Source organism: Streptosporangium jomthongense (assembly GCF_042650425.1).
Lineage (GTDB): Bacteria > Actinomycetota > Actinomycetes > Streptosporangiales > Streptosporangiaceae > Streptosporangium.
On sequence record NZ_JBHSBC010000003.1, the window covers coordinates 125,342 to 150,724 of the forward strand.

Here is a 25,383-nt window from a genome sequence, read left to right on the forward strand (position 1 = left end):
CCTGCCGGAGACCGGCCGACCCGAAGGTGTGTCGATGACCGACGTGACCGAGTCCGAAATCCACGAACATCCGCGGACCCCGGCGCCGGACGGATGCCTGTCCGTGCGGAACCTGACGACGGTGTTCACGACCAAGCGCGGGACCGTGGCGGCGGTGACCGATGTGAGCTTCGACCTGCGTGCCGGAGAGACATTGGGGATCGTCGGCGAGTCCGGGTCGGGCAAGAGCGTGACCGCGATGTCCATCCTCGGGCTGATCCCGAAGCCCCCGGGCAAGGTCGTGTCCGGCGAGATCCGGGTGGACGGGAAGGACCTGCTGGCGCTGGACCGCCGCAGCCTGCGGGCGGCGAGCGGGTCGGACGTGGCGATGATCTTCCAGGATCCGATGACCTCGCTCAACCCGGTCCACCGGATCGGGGCGCAGATCGCCGAGGGGATCCTGGCCCACCGGCGCAGGCCGTCGAAGGCCGACAGGGAGGCGGCCCGGCGCAGGGCCGTCGAACTGCTCGCGGCCGTCGGGGTGCCGGCGCCGGAGCGGCGCGCCCGGCAGTATCCGCACGAGCTGTCCGGCGGCATGCGGCAGCGGGTGATGATCGCCATGGCGATGAGCTGCGACCCGAAGGTGCTCATCGCCGACGAGCCGACCACCGCGCTCGACGCCACGATCCAGGCGCAGATCATGCGGCTGCTGCGCGAGGTACAGCAGCGCACCAACGTCGGGATCATGCTGATCACCCACGACATCGGCCTGGTGGCACAGAACGTCGACCGCGTCCTGGTCATGTACGCGGGGCGGGTGGTGGAGATGGGCACCGTCGAGGAGGTGCTGGGAAACCCCAAGCACCCCTACACCGTCGGCCTGCTCCGGTGCACGCCGAGCCGGCTGCCTGCGGACTCCGTCCGGCGGCGGCTCACGCCGATCCACGGCCTTCCGCCCAACCCGACGGACCTGCCCCCCGGATGTTCCTTCGCGCCCCGATGCACTCTCCGCGGCGACCGGGAGCGGTGTCTCCTGGAACAGCCGGAGCTGCGCCCGGCGCCGACGGACGACCACCGGTCCGCATGCCACTTCCTTGAAGAGGTCACCCCCTGAGCGTGTCCCCGCGCTCGTGCTCGACGGTGAGGAGTCGGAACTGATGTTCCACAGCACACAACAAGACGTGGTGGATCCCGCGGAACCGGCCGGTGAGGAACTGCTGCGGATCGAGGGACTCAAGGTCCACTTCCCGCTCGGCAGGCGCAGACGCGGCCGGTACGCCGAGACGGTGTACGCCGTCGACGGCGTGGACTTCACCCTGCACAAGGGCCAGACCGTCTCGCTCGTCGGGGAGTCGGGGTGCGGCAAGTCGACCGTCGCACGGTCACTCGTCGGGCTGGCCCGCCCGACCGCCGGGTCCATCCGGTACAAGGGCATGGACCTGAGGACCGCGAGCCGCAGCCAGATGCGGATGCTGCGGCGGGAGGTGCAGATCGTCTTCCAGGACCCGTTCGCGTCGGTCAACCCGCGGATGCGGGTGCGGGACATCATCGAGGAGCCTCTGCGCGTGCAGGGGCTCCCACGGGACAAGTACGTGGCCGAGGAACTCCTGGAGATGGTCGGGCTCCAGCCCGTGTACGCCAACCGGTTCCCGCACGAGTTCTCCGGCGGGCAGATGCAGCGCATCGGCATCGCGCGCGCGCTCGCGCTGAAACCGCGGGTGCTGGTGCTCGACGAGCCGATCTCCGCGCTCGACGTGTCGATCCAGGCCCAGATCATCAACCTGCTCATGGACCTGCAGGACGAGCTGGGACTGGCCTACCTGCTCATCGCGCACGACGTGGCCGTCGTGCGCGCCGTCAGCCACCGCGTGCTGGTGATGTACCTGGGCCGGATCGTCGAGGCGGGCCCCGAGGTGCTGTCCGATCCCAGTCACCCGTACACGCAGGCACTGCTGAGCGCCATCCCCTCGGCGGAGGTCGGCTCCCGCGGCTCCAGGAAGGAGATCATCCTTGAGGGCGACGTCCCCAGCCCGACCGACCCGCCGAGCGGCTGCCGGTTCCGCACCCGGTGCTGGAAGGCCGCCGACGTGTGCGCGGAGGAGGAGCCCGGACTGCTCGACCGCACCGGGCTGGGCGTGCTCAACGCCTGCCACTTTCCCGTCCGCGAGTAGTGCGCGAAACGCCGAAGGCCCGGAAGCCGCTGTGGCGGCTTCCGGGCCTTTCCCGCGCCGGAAACTAGAGGCGGTAGATGTGGTACACCTTCTGGAAGGTCTCGTGGACGGTCCAGGTGCCGTTCCAGCCGACGGGGAAAACCGCGCTCGACCCGGGCGTGAGCTTGACGGGTTCGCCGCCGTCCTCCTGCACGGTCATGCTGCCGGAGATCACGTAGATGGACTCCTCCCGGTTGGGGTACTCCCAACGGGACGAGCCGGGCGCGCACTCCCAGGTGCCGATGATGAACTTCTTGTCCTCGCTCATGTGCAGGACGCGGTTGCGGGTGAGAATCTCGGCGGGCTCGATGGGCGTGGCACTCGGCGGTACGAGAGGCCGCTGCTTCGAGTCGCTCAGATCAAGGTCTTCGGGGCGAAAGTTCATCGTCATGGATCGCTCCTCACTTCGTCGGGGTCGCCGGACGGCCCGGCCCCGGTCCTCGCCGGGGCCGATGGCGGCGGTGCTGCGTGAAGTCTTCCTTTGAATTCTATACTTGATATATCACATGTCAAATCTGGTGCGTATAAAGCGCGACGGTCGTCACCCGTGCGCCCCGCCGCCCGGCCCGCTGTCCCCGGCCTCCCAGGCGGTCGCGCGGGGGAGGTCGAGGACGCGTTCGAGCCAGGAGCCGCGGGCGGCCTTCGACGCCCGGCTGACCGTGGTTCCTGGAGCCTGCTCCGTGAAGCCGTGGAACGCCCCCGCCCAGATGTGCAGCTCGGCCTGGCCGCCGACCGCCCAGATGCGTGTCGCGTAGTCGACGGCCTCGTCACGGAACACCTCGCAGGCGCCCGCGTCGATGTAGGCGGGCGGGAGGCCGGACAGGTCGCTCGCCCGCGACGGCGCGGCGTACGGGGACACCTCCGGGCCGCCCGCGTCGTCGCCCAGCAGGAAACGCCAGCCCCAGAGGTTGCTGTTACGGTCCCACCAGCCGATCCCGTCGTACTGGTGACTCGACGCCGTGGTGTTCCTGTCGTCGATCATCGGGCAGTACAGCCCCTGCCCGGCGATGGCGGGCCCACCCCGGTCACGCGCCAGCAGCGACACGCCCGCGGCGAGGCCGCCGCCCGCGCTGCGCCCCATCACGACGATCCGTCCGGGGTCGAAGCCCAGTTCGCCGGCGTGCCCGGAGACCCAGACGAGGCCCGCGTAGCAGTCCTCGACCGGCGCGGGATGCGGATGCTCGGGCGCGAGCCGGTACTCGACCGAGACCGCGACGAGCCCGTAGACGTCGACGAGCTCCACGAAGCTCTCCATGGACCAGAACCGGTTGCCCATGCACATCCCGCCGCCGTGGATGTTGTACAGCGCGGCCGGCGTCGTGACCCCTCCCTTTGGGCGCAGGATCGAGACGGTGAGGTCGGGGGCTCCCGCCGGGCCCGGGATCACCCGGTCCTCGAACTCCACCGGGCGGTCGCCGAGGATCTCCTCGATGGGCTTGGTCATCGACCCGCCGCCGTCGCGCCCCGCGCGTACGGTCTCCGGGCCGAGCGGCGGGCCCCCGCCGACGTGGAGCGCCTCGTAGGCGGGCAGAAGGTCGGGGTCGAACGGGACGGGTGTCACGGTCATCGGGATTCCTTCGGGTCTCGGGCAGGGGGGAACGGCCGCGTCCCCGTGTCGGCGGAAACCGGCCTGTGAGGGGGAGTCGTCCAGGGCTCGGCGCCCCTGGGCTCGCAGGCCCCGGTTCCGCGTCCGGCCGGGCGCGTGACGCCGTTTCGAGGGGAAAACAGCTTAGATACTAGATGTGATGTATCAATTCATCTATTATGTGATGGGGCGCCCGGGCCGGACGGCACACGCCGTCCGGCCCGGGAAACCGGGTCTAACGCGCCGGGTCGAACTCGGCGGGATAGACCGTCGTGCCGATCAGCCTGCCGAACCCGTCGAGCGTGAAATGGTCGAGGACCTGCCGGGACTCGTCGAGCCCGAACAGCACGCCCCGCGAACGGACGCTGCGGATGTCACGGTGGTCGGCGACCGTCACCGCCGCGCAGGGGAGCGCCTTCTCCCGCCAGGCGAACAGGAAGATGCCGGGGCGCAGTTCGTAGGCGGTGCACTCGTCGGTGTCCGCGAGCCCCTCCTCGGAACCGGCCAGGCACTGCCAGGCGTACTGCCGCGGTCCGAGGTAGATGTGCTCGTACACGCGGTCGTGGCCGTACTCCCACAGCACACGGCGGCCGGTGAGCGCGGTGGACGGCGCGGGCGGGAGCATGGTCGACTCGACTCCCTCGATCCGCGCCGTCGCGAAGCACTGCAGGACCCGGGGCCGGCCCGGTGAGGGATCGCCGGCCAGGGTGAGCACAGAAAGCGCGTGCCCGCTCGTGAAGTCGAGCGCGAGGCTCACGGACTCCGTCGGCGTCTGCGTGTGGCGGAACTGTACGTAGAAGAGATCGTCCGCGACCCGGAACGCGTCGTAGCGGCCCTCTCCTGAGGCCGAGACGTCGTCTCCGCGCCCCGGGCTACGCGTCCACGTGACGGTGTCCGCACCGAAACGGTGCGTGATGCGGGTGCCGTGGTCGTCGTAGAGCACGACCACGCGGCCGACGAGGGCGGGCGGCGGATCGGTTCTGGTGAGACCGATGTCCGCGGCCGCGAGGAGTCCGTGGACGGGTTGACGGATCGAGGCTTCGGAAAGGTCGCTGATCATGGTTCTCCTCACCGGAGGAAGACGGAGGCGAGGGTGAGCGAGGAGGCCACGGGCGCGGATGGGGCAGCGCCAGTGGCTCCCGCTCGGCTCATCGAGCTCGGTTTCGTCCGCGACGGCGGACTCTGGTCTGTAAGTAAGCGCGCGGCTGTACGCCGGTCGTCAGATGTAACGCTGGTTGTGTGGAGCGGGATGAACGAGACGGAGACGGCGCGGTGGGACCCGGAGAACGCCGTGGCGACGTGACCGATCCGCGCCTCTTGAACAGGATCGTTCAAGACTTACCTCCCTTGCCTCAAAGGCAAAGCTTGCCGATCCCATATGGCATCCCGCCAGGTTCGGTGCTGTCAAGGTGATTTGAGCGGGCACCGGATCGGGTGATCGCCGCACGTCCGGTGCCGACGGTGTGCTCCGGAGCGTGTCGGCGGCCGTCACAGCGGGGGGCGGAGCCGCTCACAGGCCTCGACGTACTCAGCGACGATCCGCTCGACGATCTCGGCCGCGGGGAGCACCGAGTGGATGAGCCCGGCGGACTGACCCGCCTCGGCCTTGCCCCAGGTGACGTCGCCGTACAGCGCGGCGTCCCGCAGCGTCGAGGCCTGGAACGCCTTGCCCCGCACGTCGATGTCCGCGTTGGACTCCTCAAGTTCGATCATTCGGGCGGTGAACTCGTTCGCGAGCGCGCGGGTGACGCCGAGCCCACGACCGACGGCCCGGGTGCCGTCGACGGTCGCGGCGAGGACGGCGGCCTTGTAGTTCGGGTGGACACCCGCCTCGTGGCTGGCGAGGAACCGGGTGCCGAACTGCGCGGCGTCGGCCCCGAGGGCGAGCATCGCGGCGAGGCCCGCGCCGTCGGCGACGCCGCCGGAGGCGATGACGGGGACGCCGGGGACCGCGGTGACGACGGCGCGTACGAGGACCTGCGTGGTGACCATGGCGGGCGGCGGGTGGCCGCCCGCTTCCGCGCCGACGACGATCAGCCCGTCGACGCCCGCCGCAGCGGCCTTGTGGGCGTGCTCGATGCCCGCGACGACGTGCAGGCACGTGGTGCCGATGTCGCGGAAGCGATCGAGGTAGCGCTGCGTCCCGCCCTGGGCCGCGATCAGGATCGGCGGCCTGCGCCGGAGGAGGAGGTCGATCACCTCGTCGGCGCCCCGCCGGTAGAGGGGAAGGTTGACGGCCCACGGCCGGTCGGTCCCGGCGGCCATCTCGTCGAGTGTGCGTGTCAGGTCGGGGATCCGCATCGGGCCGGCGGCGACGACGCCGAGTCCACCGGCCCGGCTCACGGCGAGCGGCAGGGCGGAGTTGGACGAGGCCCAGGACATGCCGCCCTGGATGATCGGCAGGTCGATTCCGAGCAGGCGGGTGACGGAGGTGGAGATCACGCCCCCACCTCGCTGCGCTCCTGGTCGAGCAGCCCGCGCGCGTGGGCCGCGAGCTGGTTCTTCTGCACCTTCGAGCTCGCGGTCATCCCGATGTCCTCGAACCCGTCCACGATGCGGAGATAACGGGGGACCTTGAACCCGGCGAGGTGCGTGCGGGACCAGCTGAGCAGTTCCTCCTCGGTGGCGTCGCCGGACTCGGTGAGCACGACGAACGCGAAGGGAACCTCGATCAACCGCTCGTCGGGGACCCCGACCACGGCGGCCTGGTGGACGCCGGGGTGACGGTGCAGGGCGTCCTCGATGTCGGCGGGCGCGACGTTCTCCCCGCCGACCCTGATGATGTCCTTCGTGCGTCCGACGAAGTGCAGCCGCCCGGCCTCGTCGAGGACGCCGATGTCGCCGGTGAACAGCCACCCGTCGGAGTCGATGGTCGCGGCGGTCTGCTTGGCGTCGTCGAGGTAGCCCCGCATGACGTTCCAGCCGCGGACGAGGATCGAGCCCGGCTCGCCGGGGGCGCAGTCACGACTGCCGTCGAGGGCGCGGATGCGGACCTCGACACCCGGCTGGACGCGCATCGCGCCGGAGGCCCGTACGGCCTCGTCCTCCCACCAGGCGGACAGCGCGACGTTGGGGGAGGCCTCGGACAGACCGTAGGCGGCGACACACTCGGTGGCGCCGAGTTCGTCGATCACGCGCCGGATCACGGTGGAGGACGCCGCGACCCATGCTCCCCGCAGGTACAGCGTCCGCCGGGCGCGGTCGGGGTGGTTGAGCAGCATCAGCGCGATGGTGTCGTTGCCGGAGAAGTGCGTGCACCGTTCCGCCTCGAACAGGCGCAGCGCCTCGGCGGGCTCGAAACGGGCCATGGTCACCAGGGTGGTGGCGTGCTGGATCGACGCGAGCACCGAGAGCGTGCTCCCCGCGACGTGGAAGAACGGCCGCGCGCTGTGGTAGCGATCGCCAGGGCGCAGACCGAGGCGTACCCCGGCGAAGAAGGCGTCGGCGCACATGCTGCGGTGGGTGAGCAGGACGCCCTTGGGCCGCGAGGTGGTGCCGGAGGTGTACTGGACCAGCAGGACGTCGTCCGGGTCGGCGGAGGGCGGTACGGTGCCCACCTCGCTCCCCGCCTCGACGAAGTCCGACCACGCGGTCCCCCATTCGGGGACGTTTTCGCCGAGTACGACGACCGACCTGAGCTCGGGCAGGGCCGGGCAGGCCGGGGTCCCGTCGTGACCGATGCCGATCTCGCGCAGCATCGTGATGAAGTCAACGCGCAGGACCCGGTCGGCCACGAACAGGGTGGAGATGCGGGCGTGGTGCAGCGTGTACTCCACCTCACCGGCGGTGAACCGGGTGTTCACCGGGACGGTGACGGCTCCGACGCTCCCGAGGGCGACGAACAGGGCGACCCAGCGTGGCTCGTTGCCGAGGCAGACGCCGACCCGGTCACCGTGCCCGATGCCGGCGGCGGTGAGGGCCGCGCGGATGCGGGCGACCTCCTCGGCCAGCTCGGCGTAGGTGATCCGTTCTTCGGCGGTGACCACCGCCTCGACGTCGGGAGCGAGCAACGCGGCGCGGTCCAGCGCTTCGTGCGCGGTGACAGGACACGCCGTTCTGAGGTCCATCAAGCTTCCTCCGTCCCGGAGTCGGTGCGCCGGACCTGTGGTCCGCCCGGGGCGACGTACGCGCAGACAGTGATCGCGTCGGTCATCGAGCCACCTCCTCGTGCTGGCTCTAGGAGTACGCAAATCTGTTGACGTTGTCAACACTCTAGGGATCGTTTGTGTGGTCGCGTTCCTGGTGCTCCATGTCCAGCGCGAGGTCGGCGAGCTTGTCGAGCGCCCGCACCAGCACCTTTTGCTCCTCCGGGGACAGGACGGCGAGGAACGTCGCGTCGCGCTCGTTCGCCGCGTGTATGAGGCCGCGGTAGACCTCCACGCCCGTCTCGGTGAGCGCCAGCTGGGACGTCCGCCCCGACCCCGCGGTCCGGTTGACCAGACCCCGCTCCGTCAGCTTGGTCACAATGCGGCTCATCTGCGCTTTGTCCAGACCGGCGCGCCTGGCCAACCGGTTCAGGGTGAGTGTCGGATCGGACGCGATCAGGGCGATCGCCCGCCACTCGCCGAGGGTGACGTCGAACTCGCGGCGGTAGCGCAGGGCCGCGCTGCGGGAGAGGGCCGCCGATGTGCGTGACAGGCGATAAGACAGCAGCTCGGCTATGGGGACGAGATTCCTGACGTTCGCGCGCTCGGACATGGGGAGATCGTAGTAGGCGAGGGCTCGGTGTTGCATCATCAACAACCAGGTCCATCGAGGGTGATCGCCACGGCCGCGTCGGCCGCCTCCTCCACCGGCCGTCCGCCCTTCGCCGGTGCCCTCGCCTCCCTGGCCCTCGCGACGCACGTCGCCGGGGTCCCTCGTGAGACCGCGGCCGACAGCGGCCGCACACTATGACGCACCGAGGGGCTTGTGGCAAGACCCGGGTCGTGCCGCAGAATCTCCGACCGAAGTGAGAATCCACGGAAATGAGGAGAGTCATGACCTCGGCTGAGGAGCGGTACCGGAAGCGTCGTGTTGGGGTCGATGGGCTTGAAATGGCATACGTCGAGGAGGGAGAAGGCGATCCGATCGTCTTTCTTCACGGCAACCCGACGTCGTCGTACGTATGGCGGAACGTAATCCCGTACCTGGCGGGCAAAGGGCGCTGCATAGCCCCGGACCTGATCGGGATGGGCGATTCCGCGAAACTTCCGGCCGGCGGGCCGGGCTCATACCGCTTCGTCGAGCATCGCCGTTATCTCGACGCGTTCCTTCAGGCCCTCGGTGCGCGTGAGCGGGTGGTCCTGGTGCTGCGAGGACTGTCGGAGGCGGAGATGGCCGTCTACCGTCGCCCCTACACGGAACCGGGCGAGTCACGCCGGCCGACGCTGACCTGGCCTCGCGAGGTTCCCGTCGCGGGCGAACCACGCGATGTCCACGACGTCATCACGCGTTACGCGGAGTGGCTCGCCGAGTCCTCGGTTCCCAAGCTGTTCATCGAGGCGGTTCCAGGAACGATGTTCGAAACGCACCGGGCCGTTGCCCGGTCATGGCCGAATCAGGCACACATCACGATCACGGGTGGCCACATGGTTCAGGAAGACGCTCCCGACCAAATCGGGGCGGCCATTGTCTCCTGGCTGCGAGATCTCTCCTGAAAGGGACGACAGAACCCGGACCCGCCTTCACCCTTGGAACGGGAGACGGGAACCGAACCCGCGCTGTCGGCTCGGGAATCCCTCATCGCGTCTGGTTACCGAGCTGGTGACCGTGATTCCCTGTGGTCACTTCTTTGACGGATACGCACCGGGCATGCCGTCCGGACCGGTAGGTCTTCCCCGAACCGGAGCGGTACCGGTCGAATGCGATGTCAGTGGCCGTGCGCCGCCGCCGCAACACTCATCAGCGATAGGAGGTACGGCGCCGCCTCCTCAAGTGAGGGGAAGCATTCGTCCGCCTTGGCCAGCTCACCGGGAGCGTGAGTGGTGGCCACGGCGATCACCGTGCACCCCGCCGCCTTCCCGGCGGCCACCCCGTGCGGGGCGTCCTCGATCACGACGCAGTCGACCGGATCGATCAGGAGAAGTTCGGCGGCCTTGAGATAGCCCTCGGGATGCGGCTTCGACCGTTCGACGTCCTCGCCGTAGATCTGCACCGGGGGCAACGGAAGCGAGGCGAGCCGGAAGCGCCGGTGAACGGGGGTCCGGCTGCCCGAGGTGACCAGTGCCCAGGGCCGCCGGTCCAGCTCGCCCAGCAGGGCTGCAGCCCCGGGCGCCGCCGGGAAGGCGTCACCCTCCTCGACCATCAACCGGTTCAACACCCCGCGCTCAGCGGCGGGGTCGAGGTCGGGGGCGACATCGCGGACGGTGTCCTCAGGCCGACGGCCGTGAGTGAGGCTCCACACCAGGTCTCCGTCCAGCCCGCGCATGCGCGACCAGGCGTCCCAGATCCGTCGATGCGTCGCGGTGGAATCGAGCAACACCCCGTCGACATCGAACAGCAAAGCCTTGATCGCCATGGGACGGAGGATGCCACAGACGGCCGGGACGGCAGTAGACGAAGGGAGTGTCGCTCTCATCCTGGACGGCCCGGCACGGCGGTGCTCCTCATCGGTGCCGCGAGGGGGTGTCTGCCAGGACGCGTTCCAGGGTGCGTCGGCCCATCCGGCTCATGACCGGGTTGGTTTCCAGGTAGTACCAGACAAGTCCCATCGCCTGCGCGAAGGCCCACGCTCTGCCTCGCTCCCATTCGAGGTCGTCACACCTGAGGTCCAGGCGGAGCGCCTGGCGTGGCCCGGCCTCAAGCAGATGCCAGGCGCTCACGAGATCCAGAGCGGGGTCGGCCGGTCCGAAGCCGCCGACGTCGAGAACCCCGGCCAGCCGACCGGCGGACACAAGCACGTTGCCGGGGATGAGATCGCTGTGGTTCATCACGTCGCCCGCTTCGCGGGGGAGGCTCCGAAGGTTCTCCCACATCCGGCGAAGCCGGCGAACGTCCAGGAGCTGTTCACTGTTCCTGAAACAGGTCTCCATCCACGCGTCGTGGGACCGGAGGTCGCCTCCCCGGCCTTTGCCGGAGAACGTACGGCCACGCGTGTCGATCGCGCGCAGGTCATTGATGAGATCAGCCAGGTCGTGGGCGAACGCGACTGATTCGCCCGGGTCCTCCTCGGTGGCCACGACGCCGGGCAGCCATGTCTGCACCGACCATGGAAGCGGGTATCCCGCACCGGGTTCGCCGAGCGCCACCGGCTCGGGCGTGGGAAACCGCGTGCGACCCGCCAGCTCGCGGGCCGCCTCCGCCTCGGCCTCCAGCAGGCGCCGCGTCGAGTCGACCTCTCCGGGCTGCAGAGGGAACCGGGCTGCGAAGCGGTCGCCGATGCGGAAGATGACGTTGACCGTCCCATGGTGGGTGACGCCCGTGACAGGAAGGCCCCGCCACTCAGGGAACTGCTCATCCACCAACGTGCGCGCTGTCTCCGGTGACACCGTCAGCTGATCGGCGTGCATCCTCACGTCGGCAGCCTCCCGCGCCTCAGCCCGCCCCCGCAACGCGTTTCCGGCCCCGCAGGACCGCTTCGACCCATGCCGCCAACCATAAGACCGAACAGACCGATGTCCATGCCCATGACCTGGGCCTTCCCTTTCAGAGCGGGCAACGAGAGTTGAACCCGCGCTGTCAGCTCGGGAATCGCATGGACAACGTCCTGCGGGGATTCTGGCTCGGGCTCCGGGCAGGTCATGGGTCATCCTGCCCAATTGCGCGATGATCAATAATGTGACCCTGTGGAGGGTCATCAACGAGCACTGATCGGCCGCATGGTCGAACATCTCGACCTGTACGCCTCGAACCGGATATCGCTGCCAAAGCTGGTTGAGGATCTTTGGGGGCTGTTTGAGGCGTCGGGCCCTCGTGAGTTTGAGATCAGAGACTCATTTCAGTGGCTGTGGGCCGATCTCGACGGAGAGTGTGACTTGAGGAATCAGCCGTGGGCACCGGCCGGGGAAGCTGATGATGATCGCTTGACAAGGGTGTTAGGCGAACTGCGCTCGTGGGCTACACGAGTGGCCGCAGGCGAACTTCCCGCGTGACCGCACACATCTTCGCCCGCCTGCTCATCCCGTCTGCCGTCGACCCGCCCGCAGGCGGGATGGGCAACCCCCGCCCCGGCCATCGACAGGTCGGCGGTGGTGAACGCGTCCGTGGGGGTCATCCCGGTGCTCTGTCCTGGTTACTGGATGGTCATGCGGTAGCCGTGGTCAGTGGAGTTCGGACAGAGGAAGACGGTGAGGGCTCCGGAACGACCCAGAACGAGCTGGGTGGGGTCACAGGTGTTCTGGCACTCAATGCTCTCCCAGACAAGGTGGCGTTCTTCGAGAGGACGCCAGCGTGGTCCGCTGCCCGCGTCCCATTCGTCGCTGTCCAGTTTGAGGAGCGGCTGGGTCTCGGTGCCGCAGACGTCGCAGGGCAGCGGGTACATGTCGGTGAGGTGCCAGGACTCCCATCCGCCGATCTTGCAACCAGGCGCGATGGACAACAGGTGTTGGTAAGGATGGCCGGCTTCCTCGTCCCATGCGTTGAGGGCCGTTTGGAGCTGCTCGGGGAGCTCCTCGAAATACGGGTATTCAGTGACCCGTTCGGGGTGCAAGACGCAGGGCCGCGGTAGGTAGTACTCGACGGCGCGCTCCCGTTCGTGGACGTTGAGGTGCTTGGTGGAGGCGGTGGTGTGCGGCCGGGGCGGCGGCTCGTGTCGCGGGTCGGTGATGTCGGCGGTGCGGCGCCAGATGAGTTCGATGGCGGGGCCGTTGATGTCGGGCTGGTCGTGGTCGTTGGGGCACCACAGCACCTGCAGGAGGTCCTTGCCCTGGGGGAAGGAGATCTCAGGGAGATCGCGGGCGTAGAACTGCGCGACGGCGACCATGGCCACCGGGGTGTCCGGAGGACGTTCCTCGAAATCATCGAAGCGAAGTCCGGTCGTGCGTCCGCTGTTGAACCACACCCGGAAGGGACGGCTGCAGGCGGGCCAGGGCTCGTCGGCAGGCCACAGGAGGGGGCCGCCGATATGGCTGTCATGCATGCCCGGTGTGCCGGGTCGGGGGTGGAGGCGGACCGTCGTGCGCGCGTAGGCGCCCAACTCGGGGAGCACCTGGGTGATGTCGACCGGCGAGCCGGGGGTGGTGAGGGCCATGGGCAGGGAGCGTAGACGGCGTTACCGACAGGAGAACGGGACGACTACAGCTCGTTGCCGGTGCCGTGCGGCGGCTCGGCGCCGAGGTCGGCGCGTTGGTCAGGCGCGGTGCGGTGACGGCCCGGGTGCCGCCGGCTGGTACCGGCGCCCACGCCCAGGCGGCATGCGGCAGAGGGCTGGGTACGGCGGTGCGGTGTGCCGTCGCTGTGATTTTCACAGGGACAATTCGGCAACCTGTTTCTAGAATGGTGGATATTTCCTTTACGACAAAGGAGTTGACTCAGGTGGATCTCGGAGCGGTGCAGGTAGTCACGCTGGGAGCGGCATGCCTGATCGCCGGGATCGGCGTCTACGCGCTGGTGACCAACCGGTTGCCGCGCTTGCCTTTCTTCCGCACCGCCCGTTATGCGCCTCGACGTTACGGATGGGGAGTTCTGCTGATAGCGGCCTTCGGGTTCACCTCGACGCTGGGTTCGGACGCGATGGAGCCGGGCTCGTGGCAGGACCTGGCATTACTCGTACTGTCGTGTGGATTTCTCGTGTCAGGAACAGGGCTGGTGATGTTCTCAGCGAAGCGGCCCCGGCGGTCTTCCTGAAATCCGCTGCGTCGGTCCGGTAGCTCCGGCTGGCGTTCGTGGAATTCTCGGACGAGGACTTCGCGGAGGTCGCCGATGAGGGCCGGGCGTCGGTTCTGGCGGTGGTGCCATTCCCACCCGGTTGGCACGAGCTGGAAGGCATCTGCCCGATCGGCCGGACCTCTGGCTTCTCCTGTCAGCCACCCGGGCGGTGGAGGCCTGACCTGAGGGAGAGACCAGACGCGGCTTCGGTCCGGAGGGATCGTGCGAGAGACCGGGCAAGGACCCGCCGGTGGTCGCCCGTGGCCTCGCGGGCGAACGAATCTCAGGTACCTCTCAAGACCTGCCGGACAGTCGCTGGGCCCGCTGAGTGTAGGCGCGGGCGAAGTTCGCCGAGGCCATCCGCTCGGCCTGGGTGAACCACCCGTGGACAGCCTCCGGAGCCAGTGAGGGGAGCGTCAGCGCGGCCTGCTGCAGCCGGTCCAGTGCGGCGTTGGCACGGCGGCGTACGGCGGCGAGGTCGACTCCGGTGAGCCTGCCGTGCAGTTTGCGGGTTCGACCGGCGACGAGCACGGTGGAGACGTCCGCGGCGGTGGACTGGAGCACGACGGAGCCGATCGGGTGGCTGGAGCGGACGAGGTCCATGCGAGGGGCCACGACGATGAGGTCGGCCTGCTTGCCGGGTGTGAGGGAGCCGGTGAGCGCGCCGATGCCGAGGGCGTCCGCGCCGTTGCGGGTGGCCCAGTCGAGCGCGTCGCGCACGCCGAGACCGACGCGGACGGGCATGGTGCCGGTGCGGTGCACGGCGTCGTGGTCGAGGCAGCGCTGGAACTGCAGGCCGAGCCGCATCTGGGAGAACAGGTCGCCCGAGCCGACGCAGACGATGTCGGTGCTGATCGCGGGGGTGAGGCCGTGATCGAGGGCGGCGCGGAAAGGCGGGTGGCCCATGCCCATCTGCATTTCGGTCTCGGGGGCGATGGTGACCTTGCCCCCGGTCTCGGCGAGGAGCCTCCATTCCTGATCGGTCAGGGCCGGGCAGTGGATGTGCAGGTGGCCGGGGAGCAGCAGGTCGTGGTCGTGCAGTTCGCGCAGGCCACGCAGCAGGATGGAACCGGTGGCGGCGCCGGTGTGGGAGGCGCCGAGGACGTCCAGGTCGCGGGCGGTGCGGATCTCCTCGGCGGTCTGCTCGAAGGGCAGGATGCCGAAGTCGCTGTAGAGCAGGCCCATCCGCCCCAGGCCGTCGGTGGCGAAGTGCTCCGCGCGCAGGCGGCGGGCGTCGCGCAGCCGGTCGGCGTGGCCGGCGAAGACGGGAGGCTGGAAGTCGAAGGCCTGCATGCCGTACGCGTAGACGAACCGGATCCCGGACGCCTTCAGCGACTCCACGGCCGCGTCGGCGTGCTCGGGGCTGTTCACGCAGTCGCAGCAGTCGAGGATGGTTGTGACACCGGCGTCGAGTGCCTCCAGGGCGCCCACCTGCGCGGCGGCGCCGAGGTCGGCGGCGGTGACGAGCGAGCCGATGCCGTAGAAGGTGGAGGCGAGGAACTCCAGGAGCGACTGGTCGGCTGAGTGGCCGCGCAGCAGCGCCATCCAGGTGTGCCGGTGGCTGTCGATCATGCCGGGCAGGACGAAGCCGCCCGCGGCGTCGATGCGCTCGGCGTCGACGTGGGCGAACTCCTCGGCCGTGCGGCCGACCGCGGCGATTCGGTCGCCCTCGACCAGGACGGCTCCGCCGGGCAGGTCGCCCAGGGCGTCGTCCATGGTGATCACATGTCCGCCGGTGATCAGTGTGCGGTTCATCGTGTACGGCTCCGCGGCTCGAACGGGTCGGGTGACGGTCCGATGGTGGCCGCGGGGGAGTGAGGTGCGCCAATGCCGCTTAGGCGGTCAGGTATGCCGATTCGGAGGTATCTCGTCCTGGTTATGGCTCGCGACGGAAAGCGTATTGGACAACGTCAGGCGGGCGGCGCAGGATGGCGGCATAGGTATCCTAAAGTGGATCCAATCTTCGGCCCTGGTGGGAGTGGACATGGGCAGATGTCACGTCCACGACGTAGTCCGTGGTCACCGGCTCGTAACCCGGCAGATCCACGGCCCAGGTGACCTCGACCGGCGGTGCGAGCGTGCCGTTCGCCGAGAGGGGCACGGTGATCCCCAGCCCCGCCGCGGCGTCGACCAGCGGCCCGAAGCGGTGCCAGGGGTCGGCGTCGGTGATCAGCCCGATCGCGGAGCTGAGGACGTGCAACTCCTGCACCCGCCGCGCCCGCGCGCCGTCCCGGCGCCGCATCGCCTCCAGGAAGGCCCGGTCGAGCTCGACGGCGAAGGCCGGAATGCGGCGGCTGCGGTAATAGAAGCGCTGCAGCCGCGACAGCCGCAGATACAGGTCATGGGCGATCTTGGACAGAGTGGGTCCGAAGGTCGCCTCGTGCAGGGAGTGGAAGGCGGCGTGGTCGCGGTGGAAGTCGCGTGGCTCCTGCGGCCTGTCGCGCATCAGCGCCGACAGCTCAGCCATCCGGGTCAGCGACTCCTCCGAGATCTCCCGGGCCGCCCGGGGCACCATCGGCGCCTGCAACATGAGCAGCGCGGCGTAGAGCTCCTCGGCCTCGTCAAGATCGAGTCCGGCGACGGTGACGCCGTGGTTGGCCCGGGAGAGCACGAACCCCTCAGCCTCCAGCATCCGCAGCGCCTCGCGCAGTGGGGTACGGCCCACACCGAGCCGCTCGCCGAGCTCGCGCTGGGTGAGCCGCTGACCGGGCAGGATGCGCCCGCTGAGGATCAGCTCCCGGAGTTCCTCGTGCACCAGGGCGACCGCGTCACCCGCTCGCGACCTGTCAGATGTATCCACCTTTGGATCATATCTTCGAGTCAGTGAGGAGTCCGAGATCGACCTACTCAACGGACGGCTGAAGCTCCGTCACCTCATCGTGGTGGTGGCCATCGCCGAGCAGGGCAGCGTGGTTCGGGCCGCCCACCACCTGCGCCTGGCCCAGCCCGCCGTGACCCGCTGCCTGCGCGAGCTCGAACGCATCCTGGACGTGGAGCTGTTCGTCCGTGGGCCGCGCGGGGTGCGCCCGACCTTCTACGGCGAGGCGTTCCTGGAGCACGCACGGGCCGCGCTGGCCGAGCTGCGGCGGGCAGGGGAGCGGATCACCGACCTCGCCGACGGGCGCCTGGGCACCGTCCGGGTCGGCACCTTGCTGGCCGGCTCCAGCCAGCTCCTGCCCCGGGCGATCGCCGACCTCAAACGGGCGTATCCGGCAGTCACCGTGGTGGTGTCGGAGGCGACCTTCGACAAACAGGTGCTACGGCTGCTCGCCGGGGAGCTCGATCTGATCGTGGGCAGGCTCACTCCGCTCGACGGCCTGGGCGGTCTGCGGCAGATCCGGCTCTACAGCGAGGCGATGCGGCTGGTCGCCCGCCGTGACCACCCCGTGCGCGGGCGGGCGGGACTGGGCCTGAAGGACCTGCTCGACTACCCGTGGATCCTGCCGCTGGCGCAGACCGCCCTGCGCCAGGAGGTGGAGCGGGCCTTCGGCGCCGAGGACCTCGACCTGCCCGCGGACGTGGTCGAGTGCACCTCGATCCTCACCGTGCGCACTCTCGTGCGGGAGACCGACATGATCGCCGTACTGCCGGAGCTGGTCGCCGCCGCCGACGGCGACCTCGCGCCGCTCGCCGTACCGCTGGAGGGGATCCGGCGGGCGGTGGGCGTCACCGTCCCGCAGGAGAGGTCGTTGACGCCGGCGGCCGGGCTGCTGCTCGGCTTCCTGCGCGAACGCGCCTCCACGCTGGAACCGGTGGCCGACGGGGATCAGAACAGGTTCAGCAGGGCACGGGTGAACGTGGAATCCGCGTCGGCGAGGTCCAGGATGACGTCGTAGTGGTGTCGTTGGGTGCGGACGAGCGGGCGCGGATCGAACAGGCCACCGACCGGGAGCACCGCGCGGACGGCCGACGGCGGCAGGCCGAGCGGCTCCTGCCGGCCGCCGACCGCCACCCGCGGCACCCGGACGCTCCCCAGCCGGTCGGCGAGTTCCGGCGCCGCCCAGCCGCCGTGCGAGGTGGAGACAGGCACCAGCCGCTGAGCGGAGGCAGCGTCGGGCAGGCGGAGCCGGTGACGTCGTGGTCAAGGGCGGTCGGGGTGTTCACGGCTCCCAGCGTCCTGCGTGGCCCTCTCTCGCCGCCAATACCGTTTCGAGCCGCCGGTATACCCTGGCCGACCATCGCACTCTGGGCATATGCCACGAGCGAACCGGTATTAGCGGCCCTGTCCGGTCGGCTGGAAGATTCTGGCCACCGTCCCTCCGACACAGGAGCCCAGCCAGATGAGCGAACACGTGCTGACCGCGATCCGCGACCTGTTGCCCGTCCTCGGAGAACGCGCGCAGGCGGCCGAGGACGCCCGCGTGGTTCCCGCGGAATCGATCAAGGAGCTGCGCGAGGCGGGCTTCTTCCGTCTACTGCAGCCCGTGCGCTTCGGCGGCCACGAGGCCGATCCGGTGACCTTCTACACCGCGGTGCGCATGATCGCCGGCGCCTGCGGCTCCACCGGCTGGGTCGCCTCGGTGCTCGGCGCCCACGCGTGGCACGTCGCCACCTTCCCGGCCGCGGCGCAGGAGGAGATCTGGGGACGCGACCCCGCCGCCCTGGTCTCCTCCGCGTACGCGCCCGTCGGCCGGGCCACCGTCGTCGACGGCGGCTACCGCCTTTCGGGCACGTGGAACTTCTCCTCGGGGGTGGACCACGCCACCGCCGCCATCCTCGGAGCCCTGATCACGGGCGAGGACGGCAGGCCCACCGACTGGGTGGCCTTCCTGGTGCCGCGCGAGGACTACACCGTCCGCGACGTCTGGCGCACCGTGGGCCTGCGCGGCACGGGCAGCAACGACGTGGTGGTCGAGGACGTCTTCGTTCCCGCGCACCGCGTGCTCAGCTTCGCCGACTCCTTCCGCTGCGTCTGTCCGGGGCAGGAGGTGAACCCGAGCCCGCTGTACCGCATCCCGCTCTACTCGCTGATGACCACCACGATCGCCACCCCGCTGGTCGGCATGGCCACCGGCGCCTACGAGGCGCACGTGGCGCACCAGCGGCAGCGCGTGCGGGTGTTCGTGGGGGAGAAGGTGAAGGACGACCCGTTCGCGAAGGTCCGCGTCGCCCGCGCGGCCAGTGAGGTGGACGCCGCATGGCTGCAGCTCACCCGCAACATCACCGAGGTCTACGACACCGCGCGGCGCGGCGAGCCGATCCCCACCGCTCTGCGGCTGCGGCTGCGCCGCGACCAGGTACGGGCCTCCGAACGGTGCATCGCGGCCGTGGACCGGCTCTTCGAGAACTCCGGGGCGGGAGCGCTCGCCGAGGGCACCCCGATCCAGCGGTTCTGGCGCGACGCGCACGCGGCACGGGTACACGTCGCCAACGACCCGGAGGCGGCGCTCAAGCTCTTCGGCGACGGGGAGTTCGGCGAGGACGTCACGGTGGGCATGTTGTGAACCCCTCGCTCTTCCGGCAGGTCCTGGGCCACTTCTGCACGGGCGTGACCGTCGTCGCGACCATGCGGGACGAGCGGCCGGTGGGCTTCGCCTGCCAGTCCTTCGCCGCGCTCTCGCTCGACCCGCCGCTCGTGCTGTTCTGCCCGGCCAGGTCGTCAGGAACCTGGCCGGACGTCGAACGGTCAGGCCGCTTCGCCGTCAGCGTGCTGGCCCACGACCAGCGCGAGACCAGCACGCTGTTCGGACGGGGCGGTGCGGACCGCTTCTCCAGCACCCCCTGGCGGCGCTCGCCCAGCGGCTCGCCACTGCTGGAAGGGGCGCTTGCCTGGGTGGACTGCTCGCTGGAGGCCGTGTACGAGGCGGGCGACCACTACATCGCCGTGGGCCGGGTGCACGACCTGGGCGCCGGTCCGGGCGAGCGGCCCCTGCTGTTCTACCGGGGCGGATACACCGTCACCGAGCCCCCGGCGTCGCCCGCCGGAGCCCAGGAGGGCTTCCTCACCTGGGCCAGGCCGGGAGACTGGTGCTGATCCACCGGCGAAGCCCCGGTCGATTCGAGGAGTAGAGAAAGGGGCCGGGCCACCCCCGCCTGCGCAGGGACGACCGGAGACGCGTCACCGCACGGGACGGACGCCGACGCCGTCGAGGTAGGCCTCGACGGCGCCGAGTTCGGCGGTGCCGACCACGGCCGCGACGTATCCGTCCGGCCGGATGAGCGCCCACTGCTCGGGCGACAGCCCGTACGCGCTCCGGACGTGGCCTCCGGTGTCGCGGATGTCGCCGCCGACGACGTGGATGCGCAGGCCTTCGCGCGGTTCCGGGGCCGGGGCGTCGCCGGGTTCGTAGCCGAGCAGGGTCCAGTGTGGTCCCTGGAACAGGCTGAACAGCCGTGTGGCGAGCCCGCCCGCGCCGGTGACGGGAGCGTCGGGCGCGCGGTCGCCGGACGCCACGCCCTTGTAGGGCTCCAGGCCGGTCAGCGACAGGGACGAGCCCGGATAGCCGACGTCGAGCTGGGTCACCTCGCGGCCCCGGCGCATGTCGCGGTTCTTGGCCGCTTCGAGCAGCCTCTCGGACAGGCCGAGGACCGCCTCGGCGACCGGTCGGCGCTCCTCCTCGTAGGTCGCCAGCAGCGACTCCGGCGCGCCGTCGAGCACGGCGGCGAGCTTCCAGCCAAGGTTGTAGGCGTCCTGGACACTCGTGTTCAGGCCCTGTCCGCCGGTCGGCGGATGGCAGTGCGCGGCGTCCCCGGTCAGGAGCACGCGCCCACGCCGGTAGGCGTCGGCCAGCCGGGCCTGCATCGTGAACACCGATGCCCAGGACACCTCGCGGATCACGACGTCGTCTTGGCCGCCGCGCTCGTGGAGCAGGGCGGTGAGCCCCTCGGCCGAGAGGTCGACCTCCACGTCGAGGGGGACCGGGGCCATGTACTGGAACATGTCGGTGCCGTGGAGCGGGCACAGCGAGACGCTCCGTTCGGGCTTCTCCTCGCCCCAGCGGTGCCAGACGCGCGGCGAGGCGCCGTCGACCCGCACGTCGGCCACGAGCGCCCGCACGTTGAGGGACTTCCCGCGGAACTCGATGCCGAGGGCCTTGCGGACGAAGCTCGATCCGCCGTCGGCGCCGACCAGGTAGGCGGCCCGCACGGTCCGCTCCCCGTCGGGGGCGGCGATCCGCGCGGTCACGCCGTCGGCGTCCTGGTCGAAGCCAACGAGCTCGCAGCCGTACTCCGGGGCGTGACCGAGTTCGGTCAGCCGCTCCCGCAGCCGGCGCTCGGTGAGGAACTGCGGAACGAGCAGCGGGATCTGGTACGGCTCGGCAGGCGTCGGCTCAGGCAGGATCCCGGCGTGTTTGTCGACCGGTCCGTCGTGGGTGTAGGTGCGCAGGGGAGGATACTCACCCCCCGAGGCGACGATCCGGTCGATCACGCCGAGGTCCTCGAACACCTCCTCGGTGCGCGGCTGGATGCCCTTGCCGCGTGAGCCGATGAACGGGTGCGGCGCCTTGTCGATCAACCGGAACGCGATGTTCCTGCGGGCGAGATCGATGGCGAGGGTCAATCCCGCCGCGCCGGAACCACAGATGATCACATCAAGGTCTTCGTCGCGTGTCACGGTTCACCTCTCCGTCGGTGACGGTCGGCCGGGCAGCCATCCCGTCCGATCCAGATTTATGTGTATTTGGCACGGAGTATGTTCCGCAACCGGAGCGGTCGTCAAGCCCTCCCTTGTGGTCGACGCATCGTCCCGGCAGTGTTCCGGCCATTGGAAAAAGCGGTCTGAACTGGCCTTTCGTAACCTTTGCGCATGGAAGAAATCCCGATCCAAGTGTTGCGGTAGCACCGGTGGAGAATTATGTGTGTAATGAGCGCATCTAACCGGAGGTGGCCGTCCGTTCCCACGCCGGTCATGAGGTGACCGATCACCCGTCGCGGGAACGGCACGGCCTCCGCCACGCCTCGCCACCCGCATCCGCGTCGCCGCCGGGCACCGTCGGCCTACCGGAGGCTGCCGGTATCCTCGCCTTGGCATCTCCCCGTCCGTCCGCAAGGGCACGTAAGGCATCGGTGGCGAGCATGGCTTCCCAACACCGCCGGCACATCGCGTTCCGGCGCCTGCACGAATCGCTCGTCGACCTGGTCGCGCTGATGAACCTGCCGCAACGCGACGAGGCCCTCATGGCCGAGGCAGGCATCGATCTCGACCGCTCGTTGTTCAAACTGATCGTTGGGATCCGGCGGTTCGGGCCGATCGGCGTGGTCGAACTCGCCGAACGGGCAGGACGCGACCACACCACCGTCAGCCGGCAGGTGGCCAAACTCGCCGAGCTCGGCTTGATCGAGCGGCGTCCGAACCCGGCGGACCGACGGGTCAAGGAAGCCGTGATCACCAGTGCGGGCCGTCGCGTCACGGACGCGCTTGAGGCGGCCCGGCAGAGGCTCGTCGGCTCCGCCTTCGCCGAATGGAGCGACCAGGACCTCGTCCAGTTCGAGCAACTGATGCGCAGATGCGTCGACGACATGCTCGCCATGTCCGCGGCCGACAAGGAAGAGGGCGGTCAGTAGCGCCGCTCAGCCGAGTGGCCCCGAAACGCCTCCGAGCCGGCCGCGTACCGGTTGCCGAACCTGCCCGAAGACACTCCGCCGGTCGGCCTGGTCACCCTGGCCACGATCCGCCGGCGCATCGAGCACGACGACCGGGAACCGAAGACCGGTCAGGGCCGGGGCCGTCACAGGAGACGTCCTCATCACCAAGTGGACGTCTCGCGCTCCGCGGGCCAACGCGTTCGCGGAACCTCACAGTGGTTCGATCTCAGGGAACGGCGGCGAACTCCACGCGCCTGCTGTCTCCGTCGGACAGGAACGACGCCAGCGCCTGCCCCTGCTCGGCCACGCTGTCGCGCTCGGCTCGTGAGAGGCGGCGCAGTGGGCTGACCAGTACGGCGCCGCCCTCGACGTTCCAGGTCGCGGCGACCCGGCCGTCGACCAGCACGAAGCGGGCGCCGGTGACCGACAGGCCGCGGTGGGCGTCGTCGATGACGCGGGTGCGGTCGTGGTAGCCGAGGACGGCGTTGTCGAAGGCCGGCAGGAACCGTACCGGGGCGGGGACGCCGGGATCGGGGCGGGGCGCGTTGGGGAGATCCAGCAGGTGCCGGCCCCGCTCGTCGCGGAAGCCGACCAGCTCGTCCCGGATCGCGGCGACCGCCGCGGGCAGCCCGGCCAGGCCGCACCAGGCGCGCAGATCGGCGGTGGCCGCGGGGCCGAACGCGGCCAGGTAGCGCCGTACCAGTGCCCGGCCGGCCAGGTCGGGGCCGTCCGGGGAGAGGGGGTCGACCTCGCGGCCCAGCCAGGCCGAGAGCGGAACGTTGCGCACCCCCGCCTTTCTGCGCCACAGGCCACGCGGCGGCATCTGCGCCATCGGAACCAGGGCGGCGACCAGCATCTCGCCCAGCGCCCGCGGCCCCGGCTCCGGCCAGCGCCCGGCCAGTGTCCGCGCCAGCTCGGCCATCGAGCGGGGCTCGCCGTCGGCCGTCACCGCCCGGCTCGCCTCCGCGAGTTCGTCGAGGTCCACCCCGGCGAGCTCACGACGGTAGGTCCCGAGTACGCGCCGGCGCAGCATGTCGTCGTGGCGCGCCCGCCAGGCCAGGACGTCCTCGGCGGCCAGGAGGTGGACGGTGCGGCGCATCAGGTGCGTACGCACCACACTCCGCCGGATCAGCAGGTCCGACAGAACCGCTGGGTCGAACCCACGCACCCGTGACCAGAGCCCCACGAACGGTTCCTGCGGTTCCTGCGCCTGCAGGCCACACAGATGCGTGACGGCGTCGAGGACCGGCATGCCGGCGTGACCGAGCAGCAGCTGCCGGGCGAGCGTCGCGCGGTTGAGCGCCCTGATGTCGAGAACGGTCATCGGATCTGGGCCTCGACGATGTCCTCGGTCTCGCTGTAGGAGTACACGTCGGCGGTGTCGATGACGTTTTCGTCGTGGTCAGGATTGCCGGCCCGGCCGAACATCATGGTGCCCAGGCAGCAGGGGCTGACCCGCATTCCGGTCCGCCCCAGCGGACGCGTTCTCATTCCGGCTGTCTCCTTCGGTTTCTTCGGTGGCCCCGGGGCGTGGTGCGGGAGGCGCGCTCCCGCACCGCGTGTGACGTTCAGCCGTTGTACTCGCTCACGACGTCCACGACCCAGACGACGCCGAAGCGGTCCCTGAGCATGCCGTAGAGCGGGGCCCACTGCGCGGGCCCCAACGGCTGCACGACGGTGGCGCCCTCGGAGAGCTTGTCCCAGTACGCGGTGATCTCCTGCGCGCTCTCGCCACGCAGGGAGAGGAAGAAGGAGTTCTCGCCCTGGTTCCACGGCATCCGCGAGGGCACGTCGTAGGCCATCACGTGGAAGCCGTTGTCGGCGAGCACCTGACCCCACATCACCTGGTCGGCCTCCGCGGGGTCCTGCACGCTCCCGGCGTCCTTGTAGGTGACGACGGCGAGGTCACCGTCGAAAACGGACTGGTAGAACTCCAGCGCCGCGCGGGCGTCGCCACGGAAGTTCAGATGAGTCACGGACTTGACGGTCATATCGGCTCCTGATCATTGACTGTCGTCTCTGGCCGCCGTTGTCCGGCGCGAGACAACAGTCACAGATGAAGAGGACAGGTTGTGGCCGCTTCTCAGGGCAGTATGGGGCCATGCCGAAGACCTCCGCGCGACTGCTGGCGTTGCTCTCGCTGCTCCAGGCACGCAGGGACTGGCCGGGGGCACTGCTGGCCGAAAGGCTGGACATCAGCGCGCGTACCGTGCGCCGGGACGTCGACCGCCTGCGCGAGCTCGGCTACCCCATCGTGGCGACCAAGGGTCCCGACGGCGGCTACCGGCTTGAGGCGGGTACGGACCTGCCCCCGCTGTTGTTCGACGACGAGCAGGCCGTCGCCCTGGCCGTCGCGCTCCAGACCGCCGCCATGTCGGGGGCCGGCATCGAGGAGGCCGCGGTACGGGCGCTGAACACCGTACGACAGGTCATGCCCGCTCGGCTGCGCCACCGGATCGACACCCTTCGGATCACCACCGTCGAGCGGCCGGGCAGCCGGACGGACTCGCCGACCGACAGCGGTGTGATCATGGCGCTCAGCGCCGCGGTGCACGCCTGCCAGGTGCTGCGCTTCGACTACTCGCCGCACAGAGGAGACGACGGCGGCGAGTGGCCCCCGCCGCGCCGGGTGCAGCCGCATCACCTCGTCAGCCGGGGCGGGCACTGGTACCTCGTCGCCTGGGACCTCGACCGTGAGGACTGGCGCACCTTCCGTGCCGACCGGATCACCCCCCGTGCCCCAACGGGACCCCGCTTCACCCCGCGCGAGCTGCCCGGAGGCGACGTGGCCGCCTTCGTGAACGGCAGGTTCCGGGGCTCCGACGGCGACTGGTCCTGCCACGGCGAGGTGATCCTCGACCTGCCCGCCGCCGTCGTGTCCCAGTACACCCACGACGGACTCGTCGAGGAGGTCGGCCCGAACCGTTGCCGCCTCGTCCTGGGCTCGTGGTCCTGGGTCGCCCTGGCCGCCGCCATCGGCAGGTTCGACGTCGACTTCGAGGTGGTCGGCCCGCCCGAGCTCAAGGACGCCTTCGAGCACCTCGCCCGGCGCTACGCCGCCGCCGTGACCGGCCGCGCCCTCCCCTGACCGGGAGGAGGATCCCGCCGCAGGACCTCTCAGGACCTGCCCGCCTGCGGCGAGGCACGCGCCCGGATCCAGGCCGCCGACGGCTACCCCACGTCGGCGGATGCCCCTCCTGTGGGCTTCCACCACGACGGCGTACGGTGCCGCAGACCGCTGGGAGTCGGCTGGAGAGCCCGGTGGTGGATCCGGTCCTGCCTGCTCGGCGTCTCCTG

At 70.0% G+C, this 25,383-nt stretch carries 25 protein-coding genes and 1 pseudogene; 10 read left to right on the forward strand and 16 right to left on the reverse strand.

Translation table 11 applies throughout. The features are described 5' to 3' along the window. Nucleotides 1–34: 34 nt before the first annotated feature. Nucleotides 35–1,093 (forward strand): ABC transporter ATP-binding protein, encoded by a 1,059-nt coding sequence (locus tag ACFOYY_RS05060; protein WP_362779889.1) that lies wholly within the window; start codon nucleotides 35–37, stop codon nucleotides 1,091–1,093. A gap of 211 nt (nucleotides 1,094–1,304) precedes the next feature. Beyond that, nucleotides 1,305–2,150, forward strand: a pseudogene (locus ACFOYY_RS05065) (ABC transporter ATP-binding protein); the annotation flags it as partial. 64 nt (nucleotides 2,151–2,214) lie between these two features. Here ACFOYY_RS05065 and ACFOYY_RS05070 read toward each other — a convergent pair. The 6 genes from ACFOYY_RS05070 to ACFOYY_RS05095 all read right to left on the reverse strand — a co-directional run bounded on the left by ACFOYY_RS05070 (nucleotide 2,215) and on the right by ACFOYY_RS05095 (nucleotide 8,472). After that, nucleotides 2,215–2,580, reverse strand: coding sequence for a cupin domain-containing protein (locus ACFOYY_RS05070; RefSeq protein ID WP_352014556.1), 366 nt, complete (start codon nucleotides 2,578–2,580; stop codon nucleotides 2,215–2,217). A 150-nt stretch (nucleotides 2,581–2,730) separates the two neighbouring features. Further along, nucleotides 2,731–3,756, reverse strand: coding sequence for an alpha/beta hydrolase (locus tag ACFOYY_RS05075; protein ID WP_386188232.1), 1,026 nt, complete (start codon nucleotides 3,754–3,756; stop codon nucleotides 2,731–2,733). 253 nt (nucleotides 3,757–4,009) lie between these two features. Further along, entirely contained in the window at nucleotides 4,010–4,834 is an 825-nt protein-coding gene (locus ACFOYY_RS05080) for a MoaF C-terminal domain-containing protein (protein ID WP_352014558.1), read from the reverse strand. Between the two features lie 428 nt (nucleotides 4,835–5,262). Then, a complete protein-coding gene (locus ACFOYY_RS05085) occupies nucleotides 5,263–6,216 on the reverse strand; it encodes an NAD(P)H-dependent flavin oxidoreductase (protein ID WP_352014559.1) in 954 nt (317 codons plus the stop codon). Then, the gene (locus ACFOYY_RS05090) at nucleotides 6,213–7,841 is read right to left on the reverse strand and encodes an AMP-binding protein (protein ID WP_386188235.1); all 1,629 of its coding nucleotides are present in this window, start codon (nucleotides 7,839–7,841) and stop codon (nucleotides 6,213–6,215) included. The genes ACFOYY_RS05085 and ACFOYY_RS05090 overlap by 4 nt, the downstream gene beginning before the upstream one ends. A gap of 145 nt (nucleotides 7,842–7,986) precedes the next feature. Beyond that, the gene (locus ACFOYY_RS05095) at nucleotides 7,987–8,472 is read right to left on the reverse strand and encodes a MarR family winged helix-turn-helix transcriptional regulator (RefSeq protein ID WP_352014561.1); all 486 of its coding nucleotides are present in this window, start codon (nucleotides 8,470–8,472) and stop codon (nucleotides 7,987–7,989) included. A gap of 60 nt (nucleotides 8,473–8,532) precedes the next feature. Here ACFOYY_RS05095 and ACFOYY_RS05100 point away from each other — a divergent pair, with 60 nt between their 5' ends. Both ACFOYY_RS05100 and ACFOYY_RS05105 read left to right on the forward strand, forming a co-directional pair. Then, nucleotides 8,533–8,670: a hypothetical protein gene (locus ACFOYY_RS05100; RefSeq protein ID WP_386188238.1), complete on the forward strand. Its 138-nt coding sequence runs from the start codon at nucleotides 8,533–8,535 to the stop codon at nucleotides 8,668–8,670. An 83-nt stretch (nucleotides 8,671–8,753) separates the two neighbouring features. Then, nucleotides 8,754–9,413: an alpha/beta fold hydrolase gene (locus ACFOYY_RS05105; RefSeq protein WP_386188241.1), complete on the forward strand. Its 660-nt coding sequence runs from the start codon at nucleotides 8,754–8,756 to the stop codon at nucleotides 9,411–9,413. 212 nt (nucleotides 9,414–9,625) lie between these two features. Here the strand turns inward: ACFOYY_RS05105 and ACFOYY_RS05110 are convergent, their stop codons facing one another. From ACFOYY_RS05110 to ACFOYY_RS05120, 3 genes are all read right to left on the reverse strand, one after another. Further along, complete coding sequence (locus ACFOYY_RS05110; RefSeq protein WP_386188243.1) at nucleotides 9,626–10,273, reverse strand: HAD-IA family hydrolase; 648 nt, start codon at nucleotides 10,271–10,273, stop codon at nucleotides 9,626–9,628. Nucleotides 10,274–10,361: 88 nt separating this feature from the next. After that, nucleotides 10,362–11,216 carry an aminoglycoside phosphotransferase family protein gene (locus ACFOYY_RS05115; protein ID WP_386188245.1) on the reverse strand — a complete coding sequence of 285 codons (855 nt, stop codon included), beginning with the start codon at nucleotides 11,214–11,216 and terminating at the stop codon, nucleotides 10,362–10,364. 770 nt (nucleotides 11,217–11,986) lie between these two features. Beyond that, nucleotides 11,987–12,943 (reverse strand): hypothetical protein, encoded by a 957-nt coding sequence (locus ACFOYY_RS05120; protein WP_386188247.1) that lies wholly within the window; start codon nucleotides 12,941–12,943, stop codon nucleotides 11,987–11,989. A 284-nt stretch (nucleotides 12,944–13,227) separates the two neighbouring features. Here ACFOYY_RS05120 and ACFOYY_RS05125 point away from each other — a divergent pair, with 284 nt between their 5' ends. Then, on the forward strand, nucleotides 13,228–13,539 hold the full coding sequence (locus tag ACFOYY_RS05125; RefSeq protein WP_386188249.1) for a hypothetical protein: 312 nt from the start codon (nucleotides 13,228–13,230) through the stop codon (nucleotides 13,537–13,539). A gap of 315 nt (nucleotides 13,540–13,854) precedes the next feature. Here ACFOYY_RS05125 and ACFOYY_RS05130 read toward each other — a convergent pair whose 3' ends face one another. Both ACFOYY_RS05130 and ACFOYY_RS05135 read right to left on the reverse strand, forming a co-directional pair. Beyond that, entirely contained in the window at nucleotides 13,855–15,315 is a 1,461-nt protein-coding gene (locus ACFOYY_RS05130) for an amidohydrolase family protein (protein WP_386188252.1), read from the reverse strand. A gap of 190 nt (nucleotides 15,316–15,505) precedes the next feature. Then, nucleotides 15,506–16,360 (reverse strand): GntR family transcriptional regulator, encoded by an 855-nt coding sequence (locus tag ACFOYY_RS05135; RefSeq protein ID WP_386188254.1) that lies wholly within the window; start codon nucleotides 16,358–16,360, stop codon nucleotides 15,506–15,508. 58 nt (nucleotides 16,361–16,418) lie between these two features. On the opposite strand from ACFOYY_RS05135, the gene ACFOYY_RS05140 reads away from it, so the two are divergent. Continuing rightward, nucleotides 16,419–17,396, forward strand: a complete 978-nt coding sequence (locus ACFOYY_RS05140; protein WP_352014746.1) for a LysR substrate-binding domain-containing protein — start codon at nucleotides 16,419–16,421, stop codon at nucleotides 17,394–17,396. Here ACFOYY_RS05140 and ACFOYY_RS05145 read toward each other — a convergent pair. Continuing rightward, on the reverse strand, nucleotides 17,327–17,590 hold the full coding sequence (locus ACFOYY_RS05145) for a hypothetical protein (protein WP_362779867.1): 264 nt from the start codon (nucleotides 17,588–17,590) through the stop codon (nucleotides 17,327–17,329). The genes ACFOYY_RS05140 and ACFOYY_RS05145 overlap by 70 nt on opposite strands. A gap of 250 nt (nucleotides 17,591–17,840) precedes the next feature. On the opposite strand from ACFOYY_RS05145, the gene hsaA reads away from it, so the two are divergent. Both hsaA and hsaB read left to right on the forward strand, forming a co-directional pair. Continuing rightward, the gene (gene hsaA, locus ACFOYY_RS05150; protein ID WP_386188256.1) at nucleotides 17,841–19,004 is read left to right on the forward strand and encodes a 3-hydroxy-9,10-secoandrosta-1,3,5(10)-triene-9,17-dione monooxygenase oxygenase subunit; all 1,164 of its coding nucleotides are present in this window, start codon (nucleotides 17,841–17,843) and stop codon (nucleotides 19,002–19,004) included. Then, entirely contained in the window at nucleotides 19,001–19,534 is a 534-nt protein-coding gene (hsaB, locus tag ACFOYY_RS05155) for a 3-hydroxy-9,10-secoandrosta-1,3,5(10)-triene-9,17-dione monooxygenase reductase subunit (protein WP_362779863.1), read from the forward strand. Before hsaA ends, hsaB begins: the two co-directional genes overlap by 4 nt. Nucleotides 19,535–19,618: 84 nt before the next feature. Here the strand turns inward: hsaB and ACFOYY_RS05160 are convergent, their stop codons facing one another. Continuing rightward, nucleotides 19,619–21,115, reverse strand: a complete 1,497-nt coding sequence (locus ACFOYY_RS05160) for an FAD-dependent oxidoreductase (protein WP_386188258.1) — start codon at nucleotides 21,113–21,115, stop codon at nucleotides 19,619–19,621. Nucleotides 21,116–21,576: 461 nt separating this feature from the next. Here ACFOYY_RS05160 and ACFOYY_RS05165 point away from each other — a divergent pair, with 461 nt between their 5' ends. After that, nucleotides 21,577–22,065, forward strand: coding sequence for a MarR family winged helix-turn-helix transcriptional regulator (locus tag ACFOYY_RS05165; RefSeq protein WP_386188478.1), 489 nt, complete (start codon nucleotides 21,577–21,579; stop codon nucleotides 22,063–22,065). A gap of 247 nt (nucleotides 22,066–22,312) precedes the next feature. On the opposite strand, the gene ACFOYY_RS05170 is transcribed toward ACFOYY_RS05165, so the two are convergent. From ACFOYY_RS05170 to ACFOYY_RS05180, 3 genes are all read right to left on the reverse strand, one after another. After that, nucleotides 22,313–23,410: a winged helix DNA-binding domain-containing protein gene (locus ACFOYY_RS05170; protein ID WP_386188260.1), complete on the reverse strand. Its 1,098-nt coding sequence runs from the start codon at nucleotides 23,408–23,410 to the stop codon at nucleotides 22,313–22,315. After that, entirely contained in the window at nucleotides 23,407–23,577 is a 171-nt protein-coding gene (locus ACFOYY_RS05175) for a hypothetical protein (protein ID WP_386188262.1), read from the reverse strand. Before ACFOYY_RS05175 ends, ACFOYY_RS05170 begins: the two co-directional genes overlap by 4 nt. A gap of 77 nt (nucleotides 23,578–23,654) precedes the next feature. Then, entirely contained in the window at nucleotides 23,655–24,077 is a 423-nt protein-coding gene (locus ACFOYY_RS05180; RefSeq protein ID WP_352014577.1) for a VOC family protein, read from the reverse strand. 110 nt (nucleotides 24,078–24,187) lie between these two features. On the opposite strand from ACFOYY_RS05180, the gene ACFOYY_RS05185 reads away from it, so the two are divergent. Continuing rightward, nucleotides 24,188–25,174, forward strand: a complete 987-nt coding sequence (locus ACFOYY_RS05185; protein ID WP_386188265.1) for a helix-turn-helix transcriptional regulator — start codon at nucleotides 24,188–24,190, stop codon at nucleotides 25,172–25,174. Nucleotides 25,175–25,383: the final 209 nt, after the last annotated feature.